Annotated in this window: 18 protein-coding genes; 3 read left to right on the top strand and 15 right to left on the bottom strand. The window is 45.4% G+C overall.

The annotated features are described in order from the left end of the window. Positions 1-3: 3 nt before the first annotated feature. The 6 genes from NYE20_RS02430 to lrpC form a co-directional block, all read right to left on the bottom strand. Positions 4-1,266, bottom strand: a complete 1,263-nt coding sequence (locus NYE20_RS02430; RefSeq protein ID WP_014475851.1) for a glycosyltransferase family 2 protein — start codon at positions 1,264-1,266, stop codon at positions 4-6. Then, entirely contained in the window at positions 1,259-2,968 is a 1,710-nt protein-coding gene (locus NYE20_RS02425; RefSeq protein WP_080481300.1) for a DUF2334 domain-containing protein, read from the bottom strand. Before NYE20_RS02425 ends, NYE20_RS02430 begins: the two co-directional genes overlap by 8 nt. A gap of 10 nt (positions 2,969-2,978) precedes the next feature. Continuing rightward, positions 2,979-3,830: a cyclic-di-GMP receptor EpsK gene (epsK, locus tag NYE20_RS02420; protein ID WP_021481723.1), complete on the bottom strand. Its 852-nt coding sequence runs from the start codon at positions 3,828-3,830 to the stop codon at positions 2,979-2,981. Next, positions 3,811-4,899 carry a hypothetical protein gene (locus NYE20_RS02415; protein WP_021481724.1) on the bottom strand — a complete coding sequence of 363 codons (1,089 nt, stop codon included), beginning with the start codon at positions 4,897-4,899 and terminating at the stop codon, positions 3,811-3,813. The genes epsK and NYE20_RS02415 overlap by 20 nt, the downstream gene beginning before the upstream one ends. Before the next feature lie 202 nt (positions 4,900-5,101). Further along, on the bottom strand, positions 5,102-7,285 hold the full coding sequence (locus tag NYE20_RS02410; RefSeq protein ID WP_339184404.1) for a DNA topoisomerase III: 2,184 nt from the start codon (positions 7,283-7,285) through the stop codon (positions 5,102-5,104). A 64-nt stretch (positions 7,286-7,349) separates the two neighbouring features. Next, positions 7,350-7,784, bottom strand: coding sequence for a transcriptional regulator LrpC (lrpC, locus tag NYE20_RS02405; RefSeq protein ID WP_003246585.1), 435 nt, complete (start codon positions 7,782-7,784; stop codon positions 7,350-7,352). A 185-nt stretch (positions 7,785-7,969) separates the two neighbouring features. Between lrpC and NYE20_RS02400 the strand changes: the two genes are divergently transcribed. Further along, a complete protein-coding gene (locus NYE20_RS02400) occupies positions 7,970-8,260 on the top strand; it encodes a DUF3817 domain-containing protein (protein ID WP_014478869.1) in 291 nt (96 codons plus the stop codon). A 44-nt stretch (positions 8,261-8,304) separates the two neighbouring features. On the opposite strand, the gene amj is transcribed toward NYE20_RS02400, so the two are convergent. From amj to NYE20_RS02375, 5 genes are all read right to left on the bottom strand, one after another. Then, on the bottom strand, positions 8,305-9,114 hold the full coding sequence (gene amj / locus NYE20_RS02395) for a lipid II flippase Amj (RefSeq protein ID WP_003234394.1): 810 nt from the start codon (positions 9,112-9,114) through the stop codon (positions 8,305-8,307). A gap of 505 nt (positions 9,115-9,619) precedes the next feature. After that, positions 9,620-10,042 carry a pyridoxamine 5'-phosphate oxidase family protein gene (locus tag NYE20_RS02390; RefSeq protein WP_003234396.1) on the bottom strand — a complete coding sequence of 141 codons (423 nt, stop codon included), beginning with the start codon at positions 10,040-10,042 and terminating at the stop codon, positions 9,620-9,622. 77 nt (positions 10,043-10,119) lie between these two features. Continuing rightward, complete coding sequence (locus NYE20_RS02385) at positions 10,120-10,671, bottom strand: GNAT family protein (RefSeq protein ID WP_003234398.1); 552 nt, start codon at positions 10,669-10,671, stop codon at positions 10,120-10,122. 85 nt (positions 10,672-10,756) lie between these two features. Beyond that, entirely contained in the window at positions 10,757-11,260 is a 504-nt protein-coding gene (lyxE, locus tag NYE20_RS02380) for a D-lyxose ketol-isomerase (RefSeq protein ID WP_003234400.1), read from the bottom strand. Positions 11,261-11,275: 15 nt separating this feature from the next. Beyond that, complete coding sequence (locus tag NYE20_RS02375) at positions 11,276-12,136, bottom strand: SDR family oxidoreductase (protein ID WP_032726502.1); 861 nt, start codon at positions 12,134-12,136, stop codon at positions 11,276-11,278. Positions 12,137-12,291: 155 nt separating this feature from the next. On the opposite strand from NYE20_RS02375, the gene NYE20_RS02370 reads away from it, so the two are divergent. Beyond that, positions 12,292-12,888, top strand: coding sequence for a class I SAM-dependent methyltransferase (locus tag NYE20_RS02370; protein ID WP_172850795.1), 597 nt, complete (start codon positions 12,292-12,294; stop codon positions 12,886-12,888). Positions 12,889-12,907: 19 nt separating this feature from the next. On the opposite strand, the gene NYE20_RS02365 is transcribed toward NYE20_RS02370, so the two are convergent. From NYE20_RS02365 to pbpC, 4 genes are all read right to left on the bottom strand, one after another. Next, positions 12,908-14,419, bottom strand: a complete 1,512-nt coding sequence (locus NYE20_RS02365; protein WP_032726504.1) for a class I adenylate-forming enzyme family protein — start codon at positions 14,417-14,419, stop codon at positions 12,908-12,910. Between the two features lie 211 nt (positions 14,420-14,630). Next, positions 14,631-16,715, bottom strand: a complete 2,085-nt coding sequence (gene mtlR / locus NYE20_RS02360; RefSeq protein ID WP_103803487.1) for a mannitol operon transcriptional activator MtlR — start codon at positions 16,713-16,715, stop codon at positions 14,631-14,633. Positions 16,716-16,900: 185 nt separating this feature from the next. After that, positions 16,901-17,803 carry an aldo/keto reductase family oxidoreductase gene (locus NYE20_RS02355; protein WP_103803488.1) on the bottom strand — a complete coding sequence of 301 codons (903 nt, stop codon included), beginning with the start codon at positions 17,801-17,803 and terminating at the stop codon, positions 16,901-16,903. Between the two features lie 100 nt (positions 17,804-17,903). Next, a complete protein-coding gene (gene pbpC / locus NYE20_RS02350; protein WP_103803489.1) occupies positions 17,904-19,910 on the bottom strand; it encodes a penicillin-binding protein 3 in 2,007 nt (668 codons plus the stop codon). Positions 19,911-20,060: 150 nt separating this feature from the next. Between pbpC and NYE20_RS02345 the strand changes: the two genes are divergently transcribed. Next, entirely contained in the window at positions 20,061-20,348 is a 288-nt protein-coding gene (locus NYE20_RS02345) for an antibiotic biosynthesis monooxygenase (RefSeq protein WP_014478859.1), read from the top strand. The last annotated feature ends 2 nt before the right edge of the window (positions 20,349-20,350 follow it).

The raw sequence follows: 20,350 nt of genomic DNA, 5'->3' as shown, positions 1-20,350 counted from the left end.
AGGTCACCCGCTTTTATGTTGATTGTATCGTTCTGTCTTGTACCATTTGACCTCTTGCTTGAATAAACGGTGCTTGATTTCTACAAATAAAGAGTAGATAACAAGCACAATCCATGCCTGCGAGTATGTGAAGTACATGAGAAATACGATAAAAAAGTTTTGCTTGTTCATTTCTGTTTTTTCAATGCTCAACGTAATCATGACCTCTGTCATAAATAAGAAAAATGCCAAAATCCAGAGAATCATTGCCAAAAATCCAACCGATAAATGCAAATCATAAAACAAATTCACAACAAAAATCGTATTCGACATGATCACGCCAAAGAAAAACAGGAAGTACGTAAAGAAAAAATAAAACAAATCAAAGATAATCCGTTTTCGTTTCAGCTTAAAAAACTGCGCCAAAAATTTGAGCACGACATATTGATTGCCGCGCGCCCATCGGGTGCGCTGGCGCCACCATACCTTCCATGTTTCAGGTTCCTGCTCCCACGTGATGGCGGCAGGGAAAAAGCGGATGTGATAGCCGAGATTATACACCCTGATGGTCAGTTCAGTGTCCTCAGCGAGCGCTTTGTCATCCCAGCCTCCGAGCTTTTCGATAATGCTTCTGCGGATCGCGAAGTTGGTGCCTGGGATCGTGGCGATTTTGAACCACTTCCATCTGCCTCCCTGGGCCATCCACTGAAAACAGATCGTTTCGATATTAATAAACCTCGTCAGCAGCGTCTTCGCTGCATTGATGACGCGGAATTTCCCTACCACGGCGCCTGCCTTTTCGTCATTCATCAGGCCGAGCACGAGGTAATACACGGCCATTTTCTCAGGCGTGTTGTCGGCGTCATACACACAGATCACATCGCCGTTTGATTCGGCAAAACCTGAGTTAAGTGCAGAGGATTTTCCTTTTCCTGCATTTGGCGGCTTCGTAATCACCATTTTGATAAAATCGTATTTCTCGGAAAATTCATTGACGATATCACCCGTCCGGTCTGATGAATTATCGTTAACGACGATAATCTCCAGCCGGTCCTTCGGATAATAAAGGTTGACCATGGCCTTCAGCGTCTGCCGAATCACAACCTCTTCGTTATGCGCCGGGATAAGGACGCTGACCTTCGGCAGTTCCTTCATGTTTTCTCTCCACTTTGGGATATTCCGTTCGAAGGTCATATAGTGGCGAAACCCGCCCTGCATGAGGAACATGTGGTAGAGAAGCATAACCCATATTAAACTTAGCGAGATAAAGAACAGCGTATTACCCAAGGCTTCTTCTCTCCTTAAAAATTCGTTTTTTCAATGTGGCTCTCAAGTAAAACGTATAACTGACAAACATGATGACAAATAAGAGCACAACAGCGGAGAGAATCCATAACGCCTTTTCCAGAGGGGTTTGCCGGTGATGATCGAAAAACTCGTAAATGGGGCTTACACCGTTTTTCACCTGAATCGTTCCGTCACCGCTTGTATGAATTTCCACTTTGTCTGTTTTGACGGTTTGTTTCGTTTTCTTTAAATCAAGCCATTCACTGTCTGGAATGCGTTCCATCTGATCAACCAGCTCAGGCAGATATTTCATCCCAAGGTACGGGTGATAAAATCCTCCGGCTACTCCGCCTTCAAAATCAATCATCTGGGAGATGCGCTCCTCCATCTCACCGAGCGGGTTTTGCTTTGATGTGTCGACAAAGCCGATCGTTTCCGGATAAAGCGTCATTCCGTGCAACATCGAAGGAGCAGTCACAAACGGAGGTGCACCGGATGTTTTCCATGTTGTGCTGCTGAGCTGGACCTGGCCGAAAATGCTTGTAAAATACTGCGAGGCGATTTGATAGCCATATTCGGACATCGTGTAATGCGGCGCTTCAAACGCCAGCGGGTAAAGACCCGATGATGTCAAATCCTCAATGGCACGCGTCAGTTTTTGTTTTGTATACGTTTCTTCCTTTTCCCGAAATGGTTCGAGATAGCTGTGATAGGCTTGTTCGTTCGGGAAGTCCTGTTCTTTCTCCAAAATGGACGGGGGGTCTTCGGCATTTCCGGATGTAATCGGCTGATCCGCCTTTGCATCCCAAAATTCAAAGCCCTCTCCTGTTTCACTGTAGCGATAAGCGTGAGTATAGCCGTGAACTATGATACTGCCGCCCATGCTTTGCAGCTTCTTCAGCACCTTGACCATCTTCGGTTGATCAGACAAATACACTTTGTCGCCTGTTTCCGGATTCAAGTAAACTGGAATGACCGCCAGGATAAAAGGAATATGCCGCTTATGCAGGTATGTACCGGCTTGAAGCAGCAGTTTTTCATCAGACATCGGGCTGATATCCTCGAGACGCAAATACAATAACGTCGTCCCCGATTTCTCTCCGAAAGCTTCTCTGAGCTGTTTTGCCACGATCAAATTGTCATTTAACAAATTTGTTAATCCAATGTACACATTCCCTTTTTTTGTTTTCCATATAAAAGAATGCGTTGTGCCTTCATCGGCTTTGAAGGTGTAAAGCGCCGTTCCTTTCAGGCCTGATACACTCAGCACGTTAAGCCCGCTTTCCAGAGACACATCGGCCTTTTCCGAACTGCTGTGAACCTGAAACACATTTTCTTTGCGGGCTAATGAAAGCCCGGAAAATTGGCTGATTTGGCCTGCATTATAGCCAATGGCGACAACCGGTTTTTTTACGCCGCTGATAAGAGACAGCAATTTTTTGCTGAGCTTTCTTTTCGTTTGGCCGTAATAAATCACATGGTCTTTCCCTTTGAAATCCGACGCTTCAACGTCTGAATCTTTTTTGACTGTCACATGGGATGTAAAGTGGCCCGCAAGCAAATCGAGCATTTTGACTTGTGACGACTCTTTGCCGTCCAAGGTTGAGTAGATGATGAGAATGCCGGCATCCTGATCTTTCGCTTGCGCAGAAACGGGAAAAGACGCAATAGCTGAAAATAGAAGCATCATGACGCATAGCAATGTGATTCCTTTATAGTTCATTCATCATCATCTCGTTTTCCAGTTCTTCTAAAAATTGATCAGCTGTTTTGATATCGTTGCGGTAGGGCAAATAGCAAACGTGGAACGTAAGCGACACATACTTTCCATTTTCCAGCTGATATGTATCCAATTGTTTCTTCAGCTTGGTCAGAACGGCCGGCATATGTTCAGCAGGCGTGTGCGTCAGCACGATCCCGATACGCTCGTCAGAGGGACGGAATTTCTTATCCGTTTCCCGAACGCTTGTCCTGATTTGCTGACCGACATATTGGAAGAGGCGGTCCGTTTCTTTTTCACCGTACAAAGACTTAAACTCTTTGAAATAATGCATATGGAGCAGCAAAAACACAAAAGAATTGCCATAGCGCTCCGCCCGCTTGATTTCTTCTGAAAGTTCCAGCTTCATCCTTTGCTTGTTATCAAAACCGGTCACTCTGTCAACAGCAACAAAGCTTTTGATTTCGGATTGAAGCCGTGTCATTGAGCGCCGAAGCTCTGCCGTAATATCGTGGATTCGTCCAGAAATAAAAGAAAACAGCAAAAGCGCGATTCCCCACACGACAAGCATTCGCAGCCCTTCCTCAGCCGGAAAGAGCGATGTCTGTCCAGTCTGGAAAAACATCATTAAGGTGCCGAGAACAAAGAGTACGATTAAGGTCACTGCCAGCGCGTAAATCGGGCCGAACCAGATGCCTGCGGCGATGACGACAAATGTGATGCAAAGGATCAGAGCACCTTCCGATTGCTGGGCTGACACATAATAAATAAACAGAGACAGGGCCGCGATGAGCCCTGAAAAATAAGCAAATAATTTTTGTGATTCACTGAATGATATTTTCATTAAAAAGCTTCCTTTCGGCTAACAGCGGCAGCAGATTGTCAAATGAATGCGTCTGAGTGCCGCTCATATAGCCTCCATAATACGATTTCACCGGATCATGAATTTCAAAGTCATTCATTCTGTCATATATGGCTTTGATGACAGAACTGTTTTCATGCTGTTTTGTCAAAAACAATACGGCTAATGCATATACGGATGGAGACTCATATTGGACGGCAGGCTCCTTCGTATCTGCCGAATACCGCCCGTACAGCTTTCCGTTTTTCTGAAATTCCTGCTTGATCCAGTCCGCTAAAACAGATGCTTTTTCATCCCCTTCCGGCAAATGCCAAGCAGTGTAAAGCTGATCAATCAGGTTGATTTCACTGTCGTATGTGTATTCCTTCGTCTCCGAGCTGTATGTTTTCGGCAGAAAGCCATTTTTTAAAGGAGCTGAATAGAGAACATTGGCATTCCGCTGTTCTGTGTCTTCGTCTATGATTCCATTCTTCTTTAAGACAGCTAAGGCGTCAGGCATGACGTATGAAAGCGTCACATCCTTTGAAGCGGCCTGTGAGTCGTAATAGTCTGTAAATAACCCATTGTTCATATTGTATGTCTTCAAAGACGTGCCGATATCCCTAGCCGTTTGCGCGTAGTCGCTGCGGCCCCATTTTGCGGCGGCTTGGTCAAGAGACAGCATAATTCTCATATCATCTATCAGCGCATTCGTCCCGCTCGCTTGGCCATTTTGAATCTTCCACGTCACCAAGTGATTGCTCAGCAGAAATGAATCAGTAAGATGCTGATATTGATCCTGGAAATGCGGTGCATCATTTTTGCTGAGCAGAAACTCCATCCACAGGCCGAGAGATTCCGACAAGTAAGAAGGCTGGTCTGAAAAATCGGTTTTGATCAGCCCTTGGTCATTCATTAAATTGTGATAGATGAAATATTCCGCCGGCTGGAGCGGGCTGGCATTCACTTCTGTTGCCGACTGATTTTGGGTCTTGTTTCCAGCTTCAGCACACCCTGCGGAAAGTCCGATAGATAAGAAGAATAAGATGACAGCAATTAGTACATGCCTCACAGGCAAATCCCCCTTTGTCGCCTGAAGCAAATCAGACGCTCACAAATAGTTATAGACGAAAATATGACTGCCACGTTACAAAGTACATTTACTATAAAAGAAAAAAATGCAGATTGCTAGCTTTTTTTTCCCTTTTTGGACATTAAAAAAACAGGACCTAAGTCCAATAGAAAAACCTGTGCGATATGCACAGGTTTTTTTATTATTTATCCAAACCAAGTTTTTTCAGCTGTTCTGCCAGCGCGTTGTTAATCGGCTCATCTTTATTTTGTTTTTTCATATAAGAGGATACGTCCCGTTTGGTAGCACGCGCTTTGTCTTTGTTTTTTCGTTTTTCAAATACAGAGAGCTTTTCACGGTGACCGCACACACACGCAAAGGTTTGGCCCTCGCCTTGGCCGCGAAGCTCCATTCTTTTATGGCAATTCGGGCAGCGTGCGTTTGTTTTTCGGGCAATCGTTTTTCTGCTTCCGCATTCACGATCTTGGCACACGAGCATCGTCCCGCGTTTGCCGTTTACTTTCAGCATCATTTTGCCGCATTCCGGACATGCCGTTCCCGTGATGTTGTCATGTCGGAAGGTTTGGCTGCTGTTTTTGATTTCTTTTACCGTTTGGTGAGCGTAAGCCTTCATATCTTTAATAAAAACAGCCGATTTCAATTTGCCGGCCGCGATCGCAGACAGCTTTTGCTCCCATTCTGCTGTTAAGGCCGGTGATTTCAGATCCTCCGGAACAAGCTGCAGGAGCTGTTTTCCTTTAGACGTGATAAAAATATCTTGGCCTTTTTTCTCGATTAAAAAGCTGTTGAACAGTTTTTCAATAATGTCGGCACGCGTTGCCACCGTGCCGAGGCCGCCTGTTTCTCCAAGCGTTTTGACGAGGTCTTTTTCTTCTCCCTGCATAAATGCGCTTGGGTTTTCCATCGCTGACAGCAAGGTCCCTTCGTTAAAGCGGGCAGGCGGCTTCGTTTGACCGCTTGTTTCCGTTAACGTGCGGACGGCAAGTGTGTCGCCTTTTTGAAGCGCAGGAAGTGTCTGGTCTCTGTCATCCTCCTGCTCATCATCCTCATCCGCCATATCATAAACGGCTTTCCACCCTTGCGACTGCACGGTTTTGCCTTTCGCCGTAAAGGTTTCTCCGCCGATTTCTGCGATGACCTTTGTTTCCTCATATTCGAATGCAGGCATTAATACAGCCAGGAAACGTTTCGCAATCAGGTCATACAGCTTTCGTTCTTTATCACTCAGACTGCTGAGAACGAGCGGCTCTTCGGTCGGGATAATCGCGTGGTGGTCTGACACCTTCGCGTCATTGACATATCCTTTATGAGATTTAATGCCGCGTTTTTTAATTTGGCTGACATATTGGGCATACGGTTTTACTTCCATGCCTTCCAGACGGTCTTTTAACGTCGGGACGATGTCACTGGATAAAAATCTAGAGTCCGTCCGCGGATATGTGACGAGCTTATGCTGCTCATATAGCTTTTGTAGGACAGAAAGCGTTTCTTTAGCAGAAAAACCGAAGCGCTTGTGAGCGTCACGCTGCAGCTCCGTTAAATCATAAAGCGCAGGCGCAAAGCTTTTTTTCGCTGTTTTTTTCAGCTCAGCTACGACCGCTTGCTTTCCTTGGAGATTTTTTAGCAGACGGCTTGTTACATCTTGATTGAACGTTCTCGTCTGCTTTGATTTCTTATCCTGCCACGTCAGCGCCATGCCGTCGACTGCAGCACGTATACCGTAATAAGGAACGGGCGTAAACGCCTGAATGTCTGCCTCGCGCTTTGCAATCATGGCTAGCGTCGGAGTCTGCACACGACCGCATGAGAGCTGGGCATTGAATTTTGTGGTAAGTGCACGGGTGGCGTTGATCCCCACAATCCAATCCGCTTCCGCTCTGGCAACGGCAGAATGGTACAGGTTTTCATATTCTTTGCCGCTGCGCAGCTTCTGAAAACCTTCCTTGATCGCTTTATCCGTCACAGATGAAATCCACAGCCGCTTGATTGGTTTTCGGACATTCACTTTCTCAATGATCCAGCGCGCAACAAGCTCACCTTCCCGGCCTGCGTCAGTCGCGATGACAATCTGATTGACGTCTTTACGGGTAAGCTGGGATTTGACTGCATTGAACTGCTTTCCGGTTTTTTTTATTACCACAAGCTTTAAGGGTTCTGGGATAATCGGCAGATCCTCCAGGCGCCATGATTGAAATTCTTTTCCGTAGCCTTCTGGATCAGCAAGCGTCACCAAATGGCCTAAAGCCCAGGTCACAATATATTGATCGCCTTCGAGATAACCGTTTCCTTTTTTATGGCACTTCAGCACCCGGGCTAAATCCCGGCCGACTGAAGGTTTTTCAGCTAATACAACTGTTTTTGACATGCTTGATCACTTCTCTTTCTTTCGCGCTCATCCTGTTATTATAACAGACTTCACGCGGCACTCTCTAACCGCGCCCGTTTTTCGTGTCAATTTCTGAGAAAATGACGTGAGTGACGGTTTGCGCGTAGGGCGATGTTTTGTTAATGAAATCTTCTACCGCTTCGAGGCTTTCGGCATTAATTTTCAGCATATAGCAGGCTGCACCCGCAATCCGGTAGCAAAATTCAATATTCGGCAATGTTTGAATATAGCTTTTGAACCGCTCGTAATCCGCGTTTTTAACGGTTGCTTCCACAATGCAGGAAACGGGAAGCCCCAGTTTTTTCTGGTCGACCTCCAGCGTGTATTGCTTAATGATGCCAAACGATTCAAGCTGTCTTACCCGTTCTGTCACAGATGGAGGCGACAGCTTAATTTTTCTGCCTAATTCCCTCATCGACAAACGGCTGTCCTTCTTCAGCTCCTCAATGATATTCAGATCAATCTGGTCAAGTTTCATTTCAACATCCTTCTTTTTTGATTTTGTACACATTATCTCGGGTATTTTTGTAAATGACAAGTACAGTTCCCTAGAAAAGGCATGTAAAAATGAATGTTTTCCGAACATTTTTTAAAAGCTGTCATATGCCCCCCCCAGATTGTTTATAGTATAAAATGAAAACGTGTCCACAAGGAGGGCGATTTATGCTGCAAACGCCGATCGGAAGACTTCGCACGATGGGTTTTATTGAAGGAATGTCACTCTTAATCCTGTTGTTCATCGCTATGCCGCTTAAATATTGGGCAGGCCTTCCGCTTGCGGTGACAATTGTCGGTTCGGTTCACGGCGGGTTGTTCATTTTGTATTTGCTTGTCTTGGCTTATGCAACCTTCTCTGTCAAATGGCCGCTGAAATGGTCAGCTGCCGGCTTCGTCGCCGCTTTCGTCCCATTCGGAAATTTTTTGTACGACCGCGGATTAAGGAAATATAAATAAGGGAACGCAAAAAAGGCTGGATTTTTATGATCCAGCCTTTTTTATTAAAACCACTTTGTCAGCCACGCGATATAGTAGGCCCCCGGAATAAACATGAGCTGGGCGAGGAGTGTGCCCGCCACCCTTGATGTGACCATTGTGACAGAGGTCCATTTTAAATAGATATAGCTTCGTTTTCCTTTTGCCACATCATCAGCTAGAACGGATACCTTAGGATCAACAAAAATGGCCAGCAGCATCGTCGCAATTCCGTTGATTAAACCCGAAGCCATGACGGCTGTCGTACTGCGCTCCGGAGCCAGAAGGCCTGCGTATAAAGCCGAAAGCACGCCAATCGTATAAATCGATGTGATCAGCATGTTGATGACAAACAAACGCTTCGGAATCAAGCGCATATGAAATCCTTTTACATATGAAATAGACGGCAGACGCAAATAGGAAAGGGCATTTTTGAATCCTTGTTTCGAGAATCCCTTTCGGAACACTTGAAAAACGGAGCCGCCGCCGCCCGCCAAGTGAATAATCGCCCGTGAAAAAAGAGCGACAAAAGACGGGAGCAGGATAATGCCCAAAATGGTGCCGACTGTCGATCCGAAAATTAAAAAGCGGAACTGCTCCCCTACAATCGCCAGTGCGTTTTTTCCAGCATCATCAATTAAATGCCCGGTAAAGGGCTGCTGCACCATGTTCGACATTCTGGATACGATGACCATGACATTAAACAGAGAAAGCGCGGACGCAATAAATCCAACGCGGGCCCCGGAAAGCCTTGTAGCATAGGCTAAGGTTTCTATCGAGTGAATCAGCAATAAAAAACAAAAAATAAAAAGTACTTGTGTTGTAATGACATGCACGTTATTCTTCCTCCAATTTCATCCTAGAGATAAGACTGGAAAGAAGACAAGGAGGTTTCAGTACGATGTGTTTTTTGCAATAAAAAAACCGTCCGGCGTACGCCGGGCGGTTTGTCTTATTCTTTTCTATACGCAAATAAAGATTATATCATCCGCCAAGTCAGGCGGGTTAGATTCATAAAGCATTGTTCCGAAGAATCATTCTGGAAAGTAAACACCATGGAAATTTCTTGAACACAAGACAACGAAAGCCCTACCTCTCAATCGTCACTGCGGCTCCGAAGCCGCGCCGGTGTGAATTGTAAAACAAAAAAGTCTTTTTTCCATCTCATCGTTAGGGGCGATTTGTTATGAAGGAAAAGAATAAGGGCAGCTAATTATGCTGCTTGGGAAGCGGTAAGCTTCTCTCTCAAAACAGAAAAAAGAAGTTTACTTTCTTTTTTATTTGCTTATTTTTCTTACTAGCTATTCATAATAACATATCGCCCCTGAAAACACAAATTTTTTATAGTTCGAGTGAGACCGGTGTTTTCTCCCCGGCATTCATTAATCTGATATCCTCCGGTTCAATTTCAAGAATCACCAGATTCGGATCATCCTTGCCGTCAAACCAGCGCTCTAATTTGGAACTCCATATTTTGTCCTTGAGTTCTGCCGAATTGTTGATTTTGGCTTTTCCGGCAACTTCGACATATGCGTCGCCAAAGCCTTCACAATCATAGCCTAATAAAATGTGGACATTGGGGTTGTTCTCAATTTCTTCCGCTTTATGAGTTTCCTTGCTTGTCGGTGTGTAAATCGTCAGCCCGTCATGGAAAAAAGTCATGTAGCGGGAATGCGGTTTGCCCTTTTGAACTGTTGCGAGCGAACCTACTTTATGGTGATCTAGAACATCAAGCACTTTTTGTTTAATGTCTTGCTGATTCATCTCGAATCACTCCTTTTTAACGTCTCCGCTGTTACTTTTCCACATCCGGGGAAGATTTAAACAAGAAAGTGTGCTCTTTATTTTTCGCCTTCCCATTCACGCTTTAACAGACTGTAGTAGACGAGGTCGTGATGCATGCCATTTACGTATAAGCCGTCCCGTGCCCTGCCTTCCTCTAGAAACCCGAGCCGCTCCGGAACCGCTCTGCTTTTTTCGTTTCCGACAGCCGCACAGATCGCCACACGATTCAGCTCAAGCTCTTCAAAAGCATACGTAATGAGTTTTCGGCAGGCAGCTGTAATAATGCCTTTCCCTTCAAATTCTTTGGCAATCCAATATCCGATTTCCGCCTTACGATTCACTTGATCAAGGTTATGCAGGCTGATCATGCCGCATAGGCTGCCGTCATAAAGGAGCCCCGCCTCAATGCCGTTCAGGTCGGCATACTGGCGCCGCCAATCTGGAATGATTGTTTCTCGGTACGTTTCAGCGCTGCTTGGATTTTCCGCAAAAAACAGCCACTTGCCAAGCCGCTGCTGATTTTGGATAATGAGTTCGGCCAGCCGCTCCGCATCCTTCGGCTCCAATAATCGGATGGTGATGTGCTCATTTACCTTGCAAGTGAACATTGCCTCGCCCTCTTTCCTTTTTTACCCATTATAGCGATGATTCTGTTTTTTTCAATACAAAAAGGATGGGCTGTTAAGCCCATCCTTATATTCTTGGATCGGTAAAGATATCATGTTTATCCGTGCTCGTCGATGACATCTCCGTCACGACGGCACCTTCTTCCCCGGCCTGGAACCAATGCTTTGTGTTTGGTGGAATCGTGTATTGCCCGCCCGGTTCTAGCTCAATTTCGTGCCAGACCGTATAGTGTTCTCTGTCTTCCTGAGGAGGGAGAACCTTTGGAAGCGGCGTTTTTTCTCCTTCTACGTAAAGATACACTTTTCCGTAGCGGCAGCGGAAGGTCTCCTGCTTGCCTTCCTGGCCGTCGACCGGCGGATGGCGGTGTTCCGGGCAAGTCTGTCCCGGAAACAGCACCAATTCCTTTGAACAATAACGGTCTGTATTGACGTAGACGAAGAGCTGGAGCCCGACTTTTCTTTCTTTTCCTAAGCCGTAATCCATCAGCTGGATTTGGTCTACTTCCTCGTCCGTTAATACAATCCCTGCTTTTTGATAGTAGCTGTTCACTTCTTCTTTCGTGATGCCCATATGTCTCACTCCCTCTTATGTCGTCACAAAGTTTCCGCCGTTGACATGCAGGGTCTGTCCTGTCATGTAAGAGGACTCATCTGATGCCAGGAGCACATAACAGCCGACGTGCTCAACAGGCTGTCCAGGACGGCCCATCGGCGTATCTTGCCCAAATTGAGCAACTGTTTCTTCAGGGAACGTAGCTGGGATTAGTGGCGTCCAGATTGGACCCGGCGCGACTGCATTTACACGGATGCCATCTTTAACAAGCGCCTGCGCCATTGTTCTTGTAAAGGCGTTGATCGCCCCTTTTGTCGCTGTATAATCAATCAGTGTCGGGTTCCCTACGTACGGGTTGATGGATGTCGTATTGATGATGGCGCTGCCCGGTTTCAGGTAATCAATTGCTTTTTTAGTCAAATAAAATTGAGAATAAAAGTTTGTTTTGAATGTGCGGTGAAGCTGTTCGCTCGTAATATCTTTGATGCTTTCCTTCGGATGCTGTTCACCTGCATTGTTGACAAGGATGTCAAGGCCGCCTAGTTCCTTGACCGTTTTTTCAACCGCTTCATTGCAGAATTCCTCTTCACCTACGTCACCAGCAATCAGCAGGCATTTTACGCCTTCTTGTTCAACACGTTTCTTCGTCTTCTCAGCGTCTTCATGCTCATCCTTATACACAATGGCGATGTCAGCGCCTTCCTTTGCGTAAGCGACGGAAACCGCGCGTCCGATCCCGCTGTCGCCGCCTGTAATAAGAGCTACTTTTCCTTTTAATTTGTCTGCTCCTTTATAATCCTCGTACTCATACACCGGACTCGGATTCATTTCGCTTTCAATTCCCGGCTGGCGACTTTGAGTTTGTGCCGGCAGTTCTTTTGGATAATTTTCCATGATGATTCTCCTCCTTTGTTTTCATGTCTATTTGTTGTGTACCTCACACACTCTTTGGATAAACATGGCTTGGCACCTTCGCATTGCTTTATCAGAAAAATGTTTCACATGGAACGCTGGGAGGAAATTAACTCAAAAAGGGGGTTGGTTGCTGAATGATTAACATGCTTTCTAGAAGATTCAGCAGGCCAAAGGGCGTCATCGGCATGATTGCCGGGTACATCATGGCTGCTGAAAATCAAACACTGAATCAGTGGACAATCAATCAGCTGGGTATCACGCGCGGGGACAGCATTTTAGAAGTCGGGTTTGGCCCGGGATACTGCATGCAGCAGATGCTGAAACGCGAGAAGGATGTTCATCTCCATGGGATTGATGTGTCAGAGGCCATGCTGAAGCTGGCCGCCCGCAGAGTGAAACCAAAGGGCGTACGCCTGATACAAGGAAGCATCGAGACATTTCCTCTCCCCGCCTCGTTTTATGATAAAGTGATTTCCGTTAATAACTACACCATTTGGAATGACCAAACAAAAGGCATGAAACAGATTTATCGGGCATTAAAGCCAGGCGGCAAAGCAGCCATTACGATGCAGCCGCGGGAAGCGGATGCCAGTCCTGAAAAAACCAAATCATTTGGAAGACAGATGATTGCTGACTTTAAAGCAGCCGGCTTCGAAGACATTGATATACAATTTAAGAACATTAAGCCTGAGCTTTCCGTCTGTGCAACTGCAAAGAAGCCCGCCACATAAAGTGGACGGGCTTCTTCTTTTATGAATGTACAGCCTGATTGCGCAGGACGTCTTTTTTCACCTTGCCAAGGTTGTTTTTCGGCAGTTCGTTAACAAATTCAACTTCAGGTATTTTGTAAGCGGACAGGCGTTCTTTACAAAATGCGATGACATCCTCTTCCGTGATGCGCTGGCCGCCATTTTTCACGATAAAAGCTTTCGGTTTTTCACCGTAAAGCGGGTCTGGAATACCGACCACAGCCGTTTCAAGGATTCCCGGGATCTGCTGGATAACTTCTTCAACCTGATCAGGATATACGTTATCGCCTCCGTAAATAATGACATCCTTGTAGCGTCCCGTGATGAAAATAAAGCCATCTTCATCTACATATCCTGAATCTCCGGTTCTAAACCATCCATTTTGCAGCACTTTCGCTGTTGCTTCAGGATTGTCTTCATAGCCTTTAAATAAGAATGGAGTATGAACAACGATTTCGCCGATTTCTCCTTGAGGAAGTTCTTCTCCGGTCAGAGGATCTTCCACTTTGACTTTAACACCTGCCACAGGTTTTCCTGCAGATGCCGCTTTATCCATTCCCATATCAGGCGTCCATGTGCTGATGCCCCAAGCCTCAGTACTTCCATAGCCATGCGCAAGCGGAATGCCAATATCAAGATAGCGGCGGATTAGGCTGCTCGGCACTTTTGTTCCGCCTGTCATTAAAATAACAAGCGAAGATAAGTCAGTTTGGTGCGTTTCCCACGCCTCAAGCAAATACGTGTAGAACACAGGAAGAGCCATCACTGTCTGAATTTTCTCTTCTTCAATGACCTTCAGCATGTGAACAGGATCTTGATCCTTTGTAAACACAAAGGTTGTTTCTGCAAACGTTCCAAGCATGATGCAAATGAGCGCACTCGTATGATAAATCGGATGGCACGCGAGAAAGCGAAGACCCTTCATGCGTGCTATTGAGCTGTTGGATTTTTTAACATATCTGTATATGCCGCCATGTGTAATCATGCATCTTTTCGGGTTTCCCGTTGTTCCAGATGTAAACATCAGAAGTGCTGTATCATCAGGGGAAACCATTTCCGTCTCTGGCAAATGATCAGGACCTGCAAACAGCGCTTCAAATTCAGCAGATGTTTCGTAAGCTGTTCCTGTTTCCATTGTTACACACAGTGAGGACAATTCAGGAAGAACTTCATCTAGTGTCTCTTTAAACTCCGCTCCGTAAAACATTGCTTTCGGTTCACTTGCTTTTAAAATGCCTGTCATTTCATATGGTTTCAGCTGCCAGCTGACAGGTACGACAACAGCACCTATTTCAAGTGCGGCGAACATAACAGTTGAGGCGGGATGGCCGTTTTTGCAAAGCAATGCAACACGGTCGCCCTTTTGAATTCCTTTTTGAAGCATGGCATTCGCCAGCTGATTAATCCGTTTACGGTAACCTTTATATGTCAGTGTATGGTCTCCGCTTTTTACAGCCTCTATATCTTCGCTATTCGGCATGTCATGCAGAATCAGATGCTGTAATGTTTCCATATCGTCATCTCCTATATTCTCTTGAATCTTCAATAATTTGTTAGATTTTCTTCCTTACCTCACCCATTTTAACCCAAAAAAGATAACTTGTAAAACTATTTCATTTTGGAATTATTCCAATACTGAATGATAAAATAGTCCCACATTTTCTTATTTTGTTCCCCATCCACAGAAAAACACACGCCAAATTTTTGACGTGTGCCATGCAGGTTTACAGTATGTTTTTTTCTTTCATCCATGTGAAAAATATGCGGTTTAACCGCTGATACAATTCTTGTTCTCCTTCTTCTTGAAACCCCGCCATGCTTTCTCCGCTCTCGATAATTGCCGAGCTGATCGCGCTTAAAATCTCCGAGCCTTCAGCAGATAATGAGTTAGGCGCCATCATGACGAGAATGCGTGTCATCCTGAGGGTATTTCCGTCCATGCCATCCACTTCATAGGAGGTGCTGAGATCAAACATTTTGAAAAAAGGCAGGACGATTTCATCATTTTTGAGATGATAAAGCGCCATGTTTGTTCCGGGGATTCCCAATCCCCCTTGTTTCTCCCGCTCAGCCAGGCAAACCGCGGCTTTTTCCGGATTACGGATCAGGCCATCCTTCTTCAGCTGTTGAAAAAGCTCTAGCAGAAGCATGCTATGGTCCGGGTTTGTTTTGAGTGGAGCTAGCGTAAAATGGCGCAGAACATCTTGGATAACCTCCATATACCGCCCTATGCTTTCCGCCGCCTCTAGCATGTCAGGTACATCAGCTTGCTGCGCCTCTTCCTTCGGGCTTCTTTTTTTGTTAAGAATAAGGGGAATCTTCCGCTTGATATACTGCTTGACCTGGTTTGCGTCTTCCTCATTTAATAGTGGGCTGACCATGATGTAATCAATGTTTTCATAAGGAATCGGTACAGTGGACACAATCATATCATAGGCTTGAACATCCTTCCCCTTTAGCTCGATCAGGGATGACATATCAAACGATTCAATTTCCGGCAGCTCTTTTTTCAGTCTGGAGGCAAGCATTTTCGAGGAGCCGATCCCGCTTGAGCAGACGACAAGCGCTTTCACTTTTGCTTCTTCTTTTTTGATTTCAAGAGCCGAGCCAAAGTGAAGAACGATAAAAGCGATTTCATCATCAGAAAAGGACATGCCCGGAAAATACTTTTCGACGCCTTCTTCGATCGCCATATAAAGCAGAAAATAATCGCGCTTGATCTGTTCCTTCATCGGATTGTATATCTCAATATTTTCTTTTATGCGGCTGACGGCCGGCTCCAAATGGGCAATCAAGCCTTCATATAAAGAGTAGTTTTTCGTCAGATCCATTCTGATTTTGTCTGAAATAAAAGCAATGAGCCGCTTTGTTTGCAGGGCTGTTTCCAGCTCAATTTCCTGCGCTTTGTATTCTGTTTTGTATTTTCGATTGGCGCTTCGAAGATGGATTGTAATATAGCCGACCTCCGCCTCTGGAATCGTCACGCCGAAGGCACGTTCAAGCTCGCCCGCGATTTCAAGAGCGGAACTGTATTCTTTCGCATTCATCAGTTCCTCAAGCTCATTTTGCTCCATGGTGATGGTTTCCCCAAGCTTAATTCGTTCGATCGCATACGTCAGATGGACGACGAGCGCTATATAGGAGCTGTCGGACAATGAAAAAGCGATTTTTTCTTTGAGCTGAAATAAGATGCGCTCCATTTTTAACAGCTCACCTTTGCTGACAACCCCGAACATTTTCTCTGAAGAATCGGTTTTTCCTTTGATGTTTAATTCAACCGCTTCCAAAAACATTTGGATGTCGAGACGGTTCACAATCAAGTTGCCGACAATTTTCCGTTTCGCATTCTCCGGCCCTATAAGCTGGATGCCAAAACCTCTTTTGCGGATCAGTGTCAGTCCGAAGGGAGAAATCCACTTCTCGAGCTCATCTAAGTCATAGCTGACCGTGGCATTCGTCACCTGGAGATCATGAGCAAGCGTGTACAGTTTGACTGGCTCCTGAGACTCTAATAACGAACAAAGAATGAGCAGTTTCCGTTCGTCGGCGCTGTATTCATGCTGTTCATATGATAAATCAGTAAGCAGCTTTTGTTTATCTTCGGGACTTCCCACTGCTTTCAACCCTTTACCGGGCTGTTTATCTAACGTAAGCCCCACGGTTTCCATCAGCGGTTTAATTGATTTGAGTTCCCTGTGAATGGTTCTCGTGCTGACTTGCATCAGCTCAGCAAGCTCAGTTACGGTTATATATCTGTTTTGTAATAATAAGTGCTTTAACAGCTTTTGTTCTCTGGCAGTCATATACATAAAAAAGACCTCCTAGACTATCTTGATGTGCGGATGAAGTCGCAAGGAGATGCAGTAGAGGATATAGAGAGGTTTCCTTTTAATATAAAACGCTTTCAAGCAAGAATCAATCACTTATAAATGGTAATTTGGCACTATGCGGTGTGACAATATTGAAAAAGCATCAGCTGGTAAGCTGATGCTTTTTATGGAATATCGTAACCCTGTACGGCTGTAAAAATGCGGAACCATTGATCCTGGTCAAGCTTGTATGACAACGCATTTATCGCGGCGGAAATCCGCTCACGCTTTCCGCTTCCGACAATCGGCATGATGCCGGCCGGATGCGTGAACAGCCATGCGTACATGACCTCGTCCAATGAAGCAACGCCGATTTCCCCTTGGACGGATTCAAGCGCCGTGCGGACACGCTGGTCTTTATCCGTGTTTCCAGTGAATACTTTGCCGCCTGCCAGAGGCGACCAAGCCATCGGCGGAATCCGTTTTTCCTGGCACAGGTTCAAAGTGCCGTCGAGCATATTTTCTAATTCGTATGCGGAAAGCTCAATCTGGTTGGTTACGAGCTGCTCAGGCAAATATGATTCCAGCATCCGATACTGGTGATCTTTAAAATTTGAAACGCCAAAGTACCTGACCTTGCCAGAGCATTTCAAGGCCTGAAACGCCTCTGCTACCCCCTCCGGATCCATGAGCGGGTCCGGTCTGTGAATCAACAGCACATCGATATAATCCGTCCTAAGGTTCATAAGCGATTGCTCAACGGATGCCAAAATATGCGATTTGCTTGTGTTATAATGATGCGATCTGTGAGCTGGCCGTTCAGGCGATTCAAGAACGATACCGCATTTTGTGACCAGCTCTATGTTTTCTCTTAATCCAGGCGAAAGGGCAAGGGCGTTTCCAAACAGCTTTTCGCACGTATAGCCTCCATAAATATCCGCATGATCAAAGGTCGTGATGCCGTGATCGATACACCATTCAATGAGGCTCAGAAGTTCAGCATCTGAATAGTTCCATTCATTCAGCCGCCAAAGCCCGTGTATGACTCTTGAAAATTGAAGATCCTCCGCCAATTGAATACGCTGCATGCAAAATCCCTCTTTTCTTTGTATAAACCGGGTTTTGCCCCTTACTAGTTCATTCGGCCTCAGATCCCCTTTTTCCTTTCGCTCCTTTTAAAAAGACATTTTAATTCGATTGAAATTGCTTTTTCGCTTTCTCAACGACATAGTGGCTGCCGCCGCGGTCCTGCACATTTTGGATCATCATGGCGACAAGCAGGTCTTTGTTTTTGTAATCGTAGCCGACAAACCAGCCATTTTCCGTGCCGTCTTTATCATCTTTTGATGTTTTCAGCTCGGCTGTTCCTGTTTTCCCGGCCACTGTGATTCCTTTCACGACAGGCTGATACGCTGATCCGCGCTCATCTTCCACAACGCCTTTCAGACCTTTTGTAATGTCTGCTGCTCCTTCCTTGGTGACCACTTGCTTGTGCCAAACATCAGCTGTTTGTGAATCTTTTTTGATCAGCGTCGGTTTGACAAGGTCTCCATTGTCAACAAATGGCGTGTAAGCAGTTGCCAAGTGAAGCGGAGACATTTGCATTTGCCCTTGTCCGTAGCCTGTATCCGCAAGCAAAATGTCTGAATCAAGCTTGTCATTTGCAATAGACGATTTCTGGATCGGGAATTCGTACGGAACGTCCTCTGAAAAACCGAATGTCTTCAAGCCTTTTGTGAAGGTGTCCGCTCCCATATCAAGCGCATTCTGGGCAAAATAAATATTGTCTGACGTAATAAGGGCGTTTTCCAAATCGACTTGTTGAAGTCTCTCAGACACACGTGTCACTGAATAGCCGCCCCAGCTCGAATCTTTTTGCCACTCCTTGCCTTTGATTGTTTTCTTCTCATCGGCTTTAAGGGCGCCGTTTTTGATTCCAATAGCAGCCGCAATCGGTTTAATGGTAGAACCTGGCGCGTATGTCTTATTGAATTTCGCTGAAAACGGATTGTTTTTATCTTTGTTTAGCTTTTTCCATTCCTTATCGCTCCAGCCGAAAATAAATCCGTTTGGATCGTAGGAAGGCGCGCTGACAAGGGCGAGTGTTTCGCCTGTCTTCGGCTGCAGCGCGACTGCCGCCCCGCTGTCATCCTTCAGTTCATCATACAGCTTCGTTTGCGTTTTGATATCAATTGTGAGGTGAAGATCCTCGCCGTCCTTTGCTTTCTTTTCAGCGATGACTTCCCCGGTTTGCGGCACGTAGATTTTCCAGCCAGTTGTGCCTCTTAGCTTGTCTTCATACACATTTTCAAGTCCGGCGATACCGATGTTAGACGTATCGCTGTACGTTCCTTCTTTCTTTTTCTTCAGTTCTTCCGCTGTAATGGCGCGGACATAGCCTGTTAAATGGGCTGTCTTTTCGCCATACGGATAGTAGCGGGAGCTGACATTCGTTCTTGTTACGCCTTGTAATGACGTCGCTTCTGAAACTAACTTCTCCTGGTCAGGCTTGACCTTTTTGAGCGGCACAAACGAATCGTCTTTTACCCAGCCTTGATCCAGCTTTTTCTTGATGTCGTCTTCAGTCAAATCAAGTTTTTTGGCGAGTTCTTTTATAACTTTCTCTTTTTTATCGCCAAGCTCTCCGGGAACAATTCCAATTTCCGGAACATCTGTATTGACAGCTAAACCTTTTCCATTTTTATCGTAAATTTGGCCTCGTTTCGGTTCAATGCTCATAATTTGCACGGTTTTGTCGTCAGCCAGCTGCTTGAAAATAAACGATGGGTCCCAATCTATATTCCATGACTCCTCGTCATCTGTTTTTTCTAATTTCAGCACAGCAGTATTCTTGAAGCTGACTTTGCCGGCATTTGTGTTCATGCTGACTTTATACGGGATATGTTTCATTGTCTTGTTGTCTTGATCGTCCTTATCTACTTCTCCCGCAGTGACTTTCAAATTTTTTACGCCGGCCTGCTCATAGATGGCTTTATACCTGTTGACGAAATCTTTTTTGGAGATTTCTTTTTTGACATCTTTAGTCAGGCTTTGATACATGTCATCGAATTGCTGATCGTTCCACTGTTTCACGAATGCTTCCATGCGATCCTGTGGTGAATCTGTTTTGGAGCATCCGATTAACCCAATCAATCCGACGCATAGAAATACTAGTAGAATACACTTTTTTAACATGACTTTCCCCTGCCTTCCACTTGTTATTTTCTCTTAATTGAATTGGTGCGTGCAAGATTTTTTTGAAAATGAAGGAAAAGTTCACCGATTTTGCAGAAATCTCCTATCGTTTGCTGTAGACTATTTGAAAAGACAGAAAGAAGGGATAGCATGGTCAGAGAGGCAGCAATGCTTCACATTAAAGAAGGCCTTGAACAAGAGTTTGAGGATGCATTCCGGCAAGCGGCGCCGATTATTTCCGGCATGAAGGGCTATATCACTCACTCGTTATCAAAATGCATGGAGGAAACGCATAAATATCTGCTTCTTGTGGAGTGGGAAACACTTGAGAACCATACGGAAGGCTTTCGCGGTTCTTCAGAGTATCAAGAGTGGAAAGCCTTGCTTCATCGATTCTATACCCCGTTCCCGACGGTCGAGCATTTTCAGGATGTGTAATA

Origin of the sequence: Bacillus sp. FSL R5-0416 (genome assembly GCF_037975425.1) — a bacterium.
Taxonomy (GTDB): domain Bacteria; phylum Bacillota; class Bacilli; order Bacillales; family Bacillaceae; genus Bacillus; species Bacillus subtilis.
The sequence above is the reverse complement of the archived record's forward strand: the minus strand, read 5'-3'. Positions and strand labels throughout refer to the sequence as shown.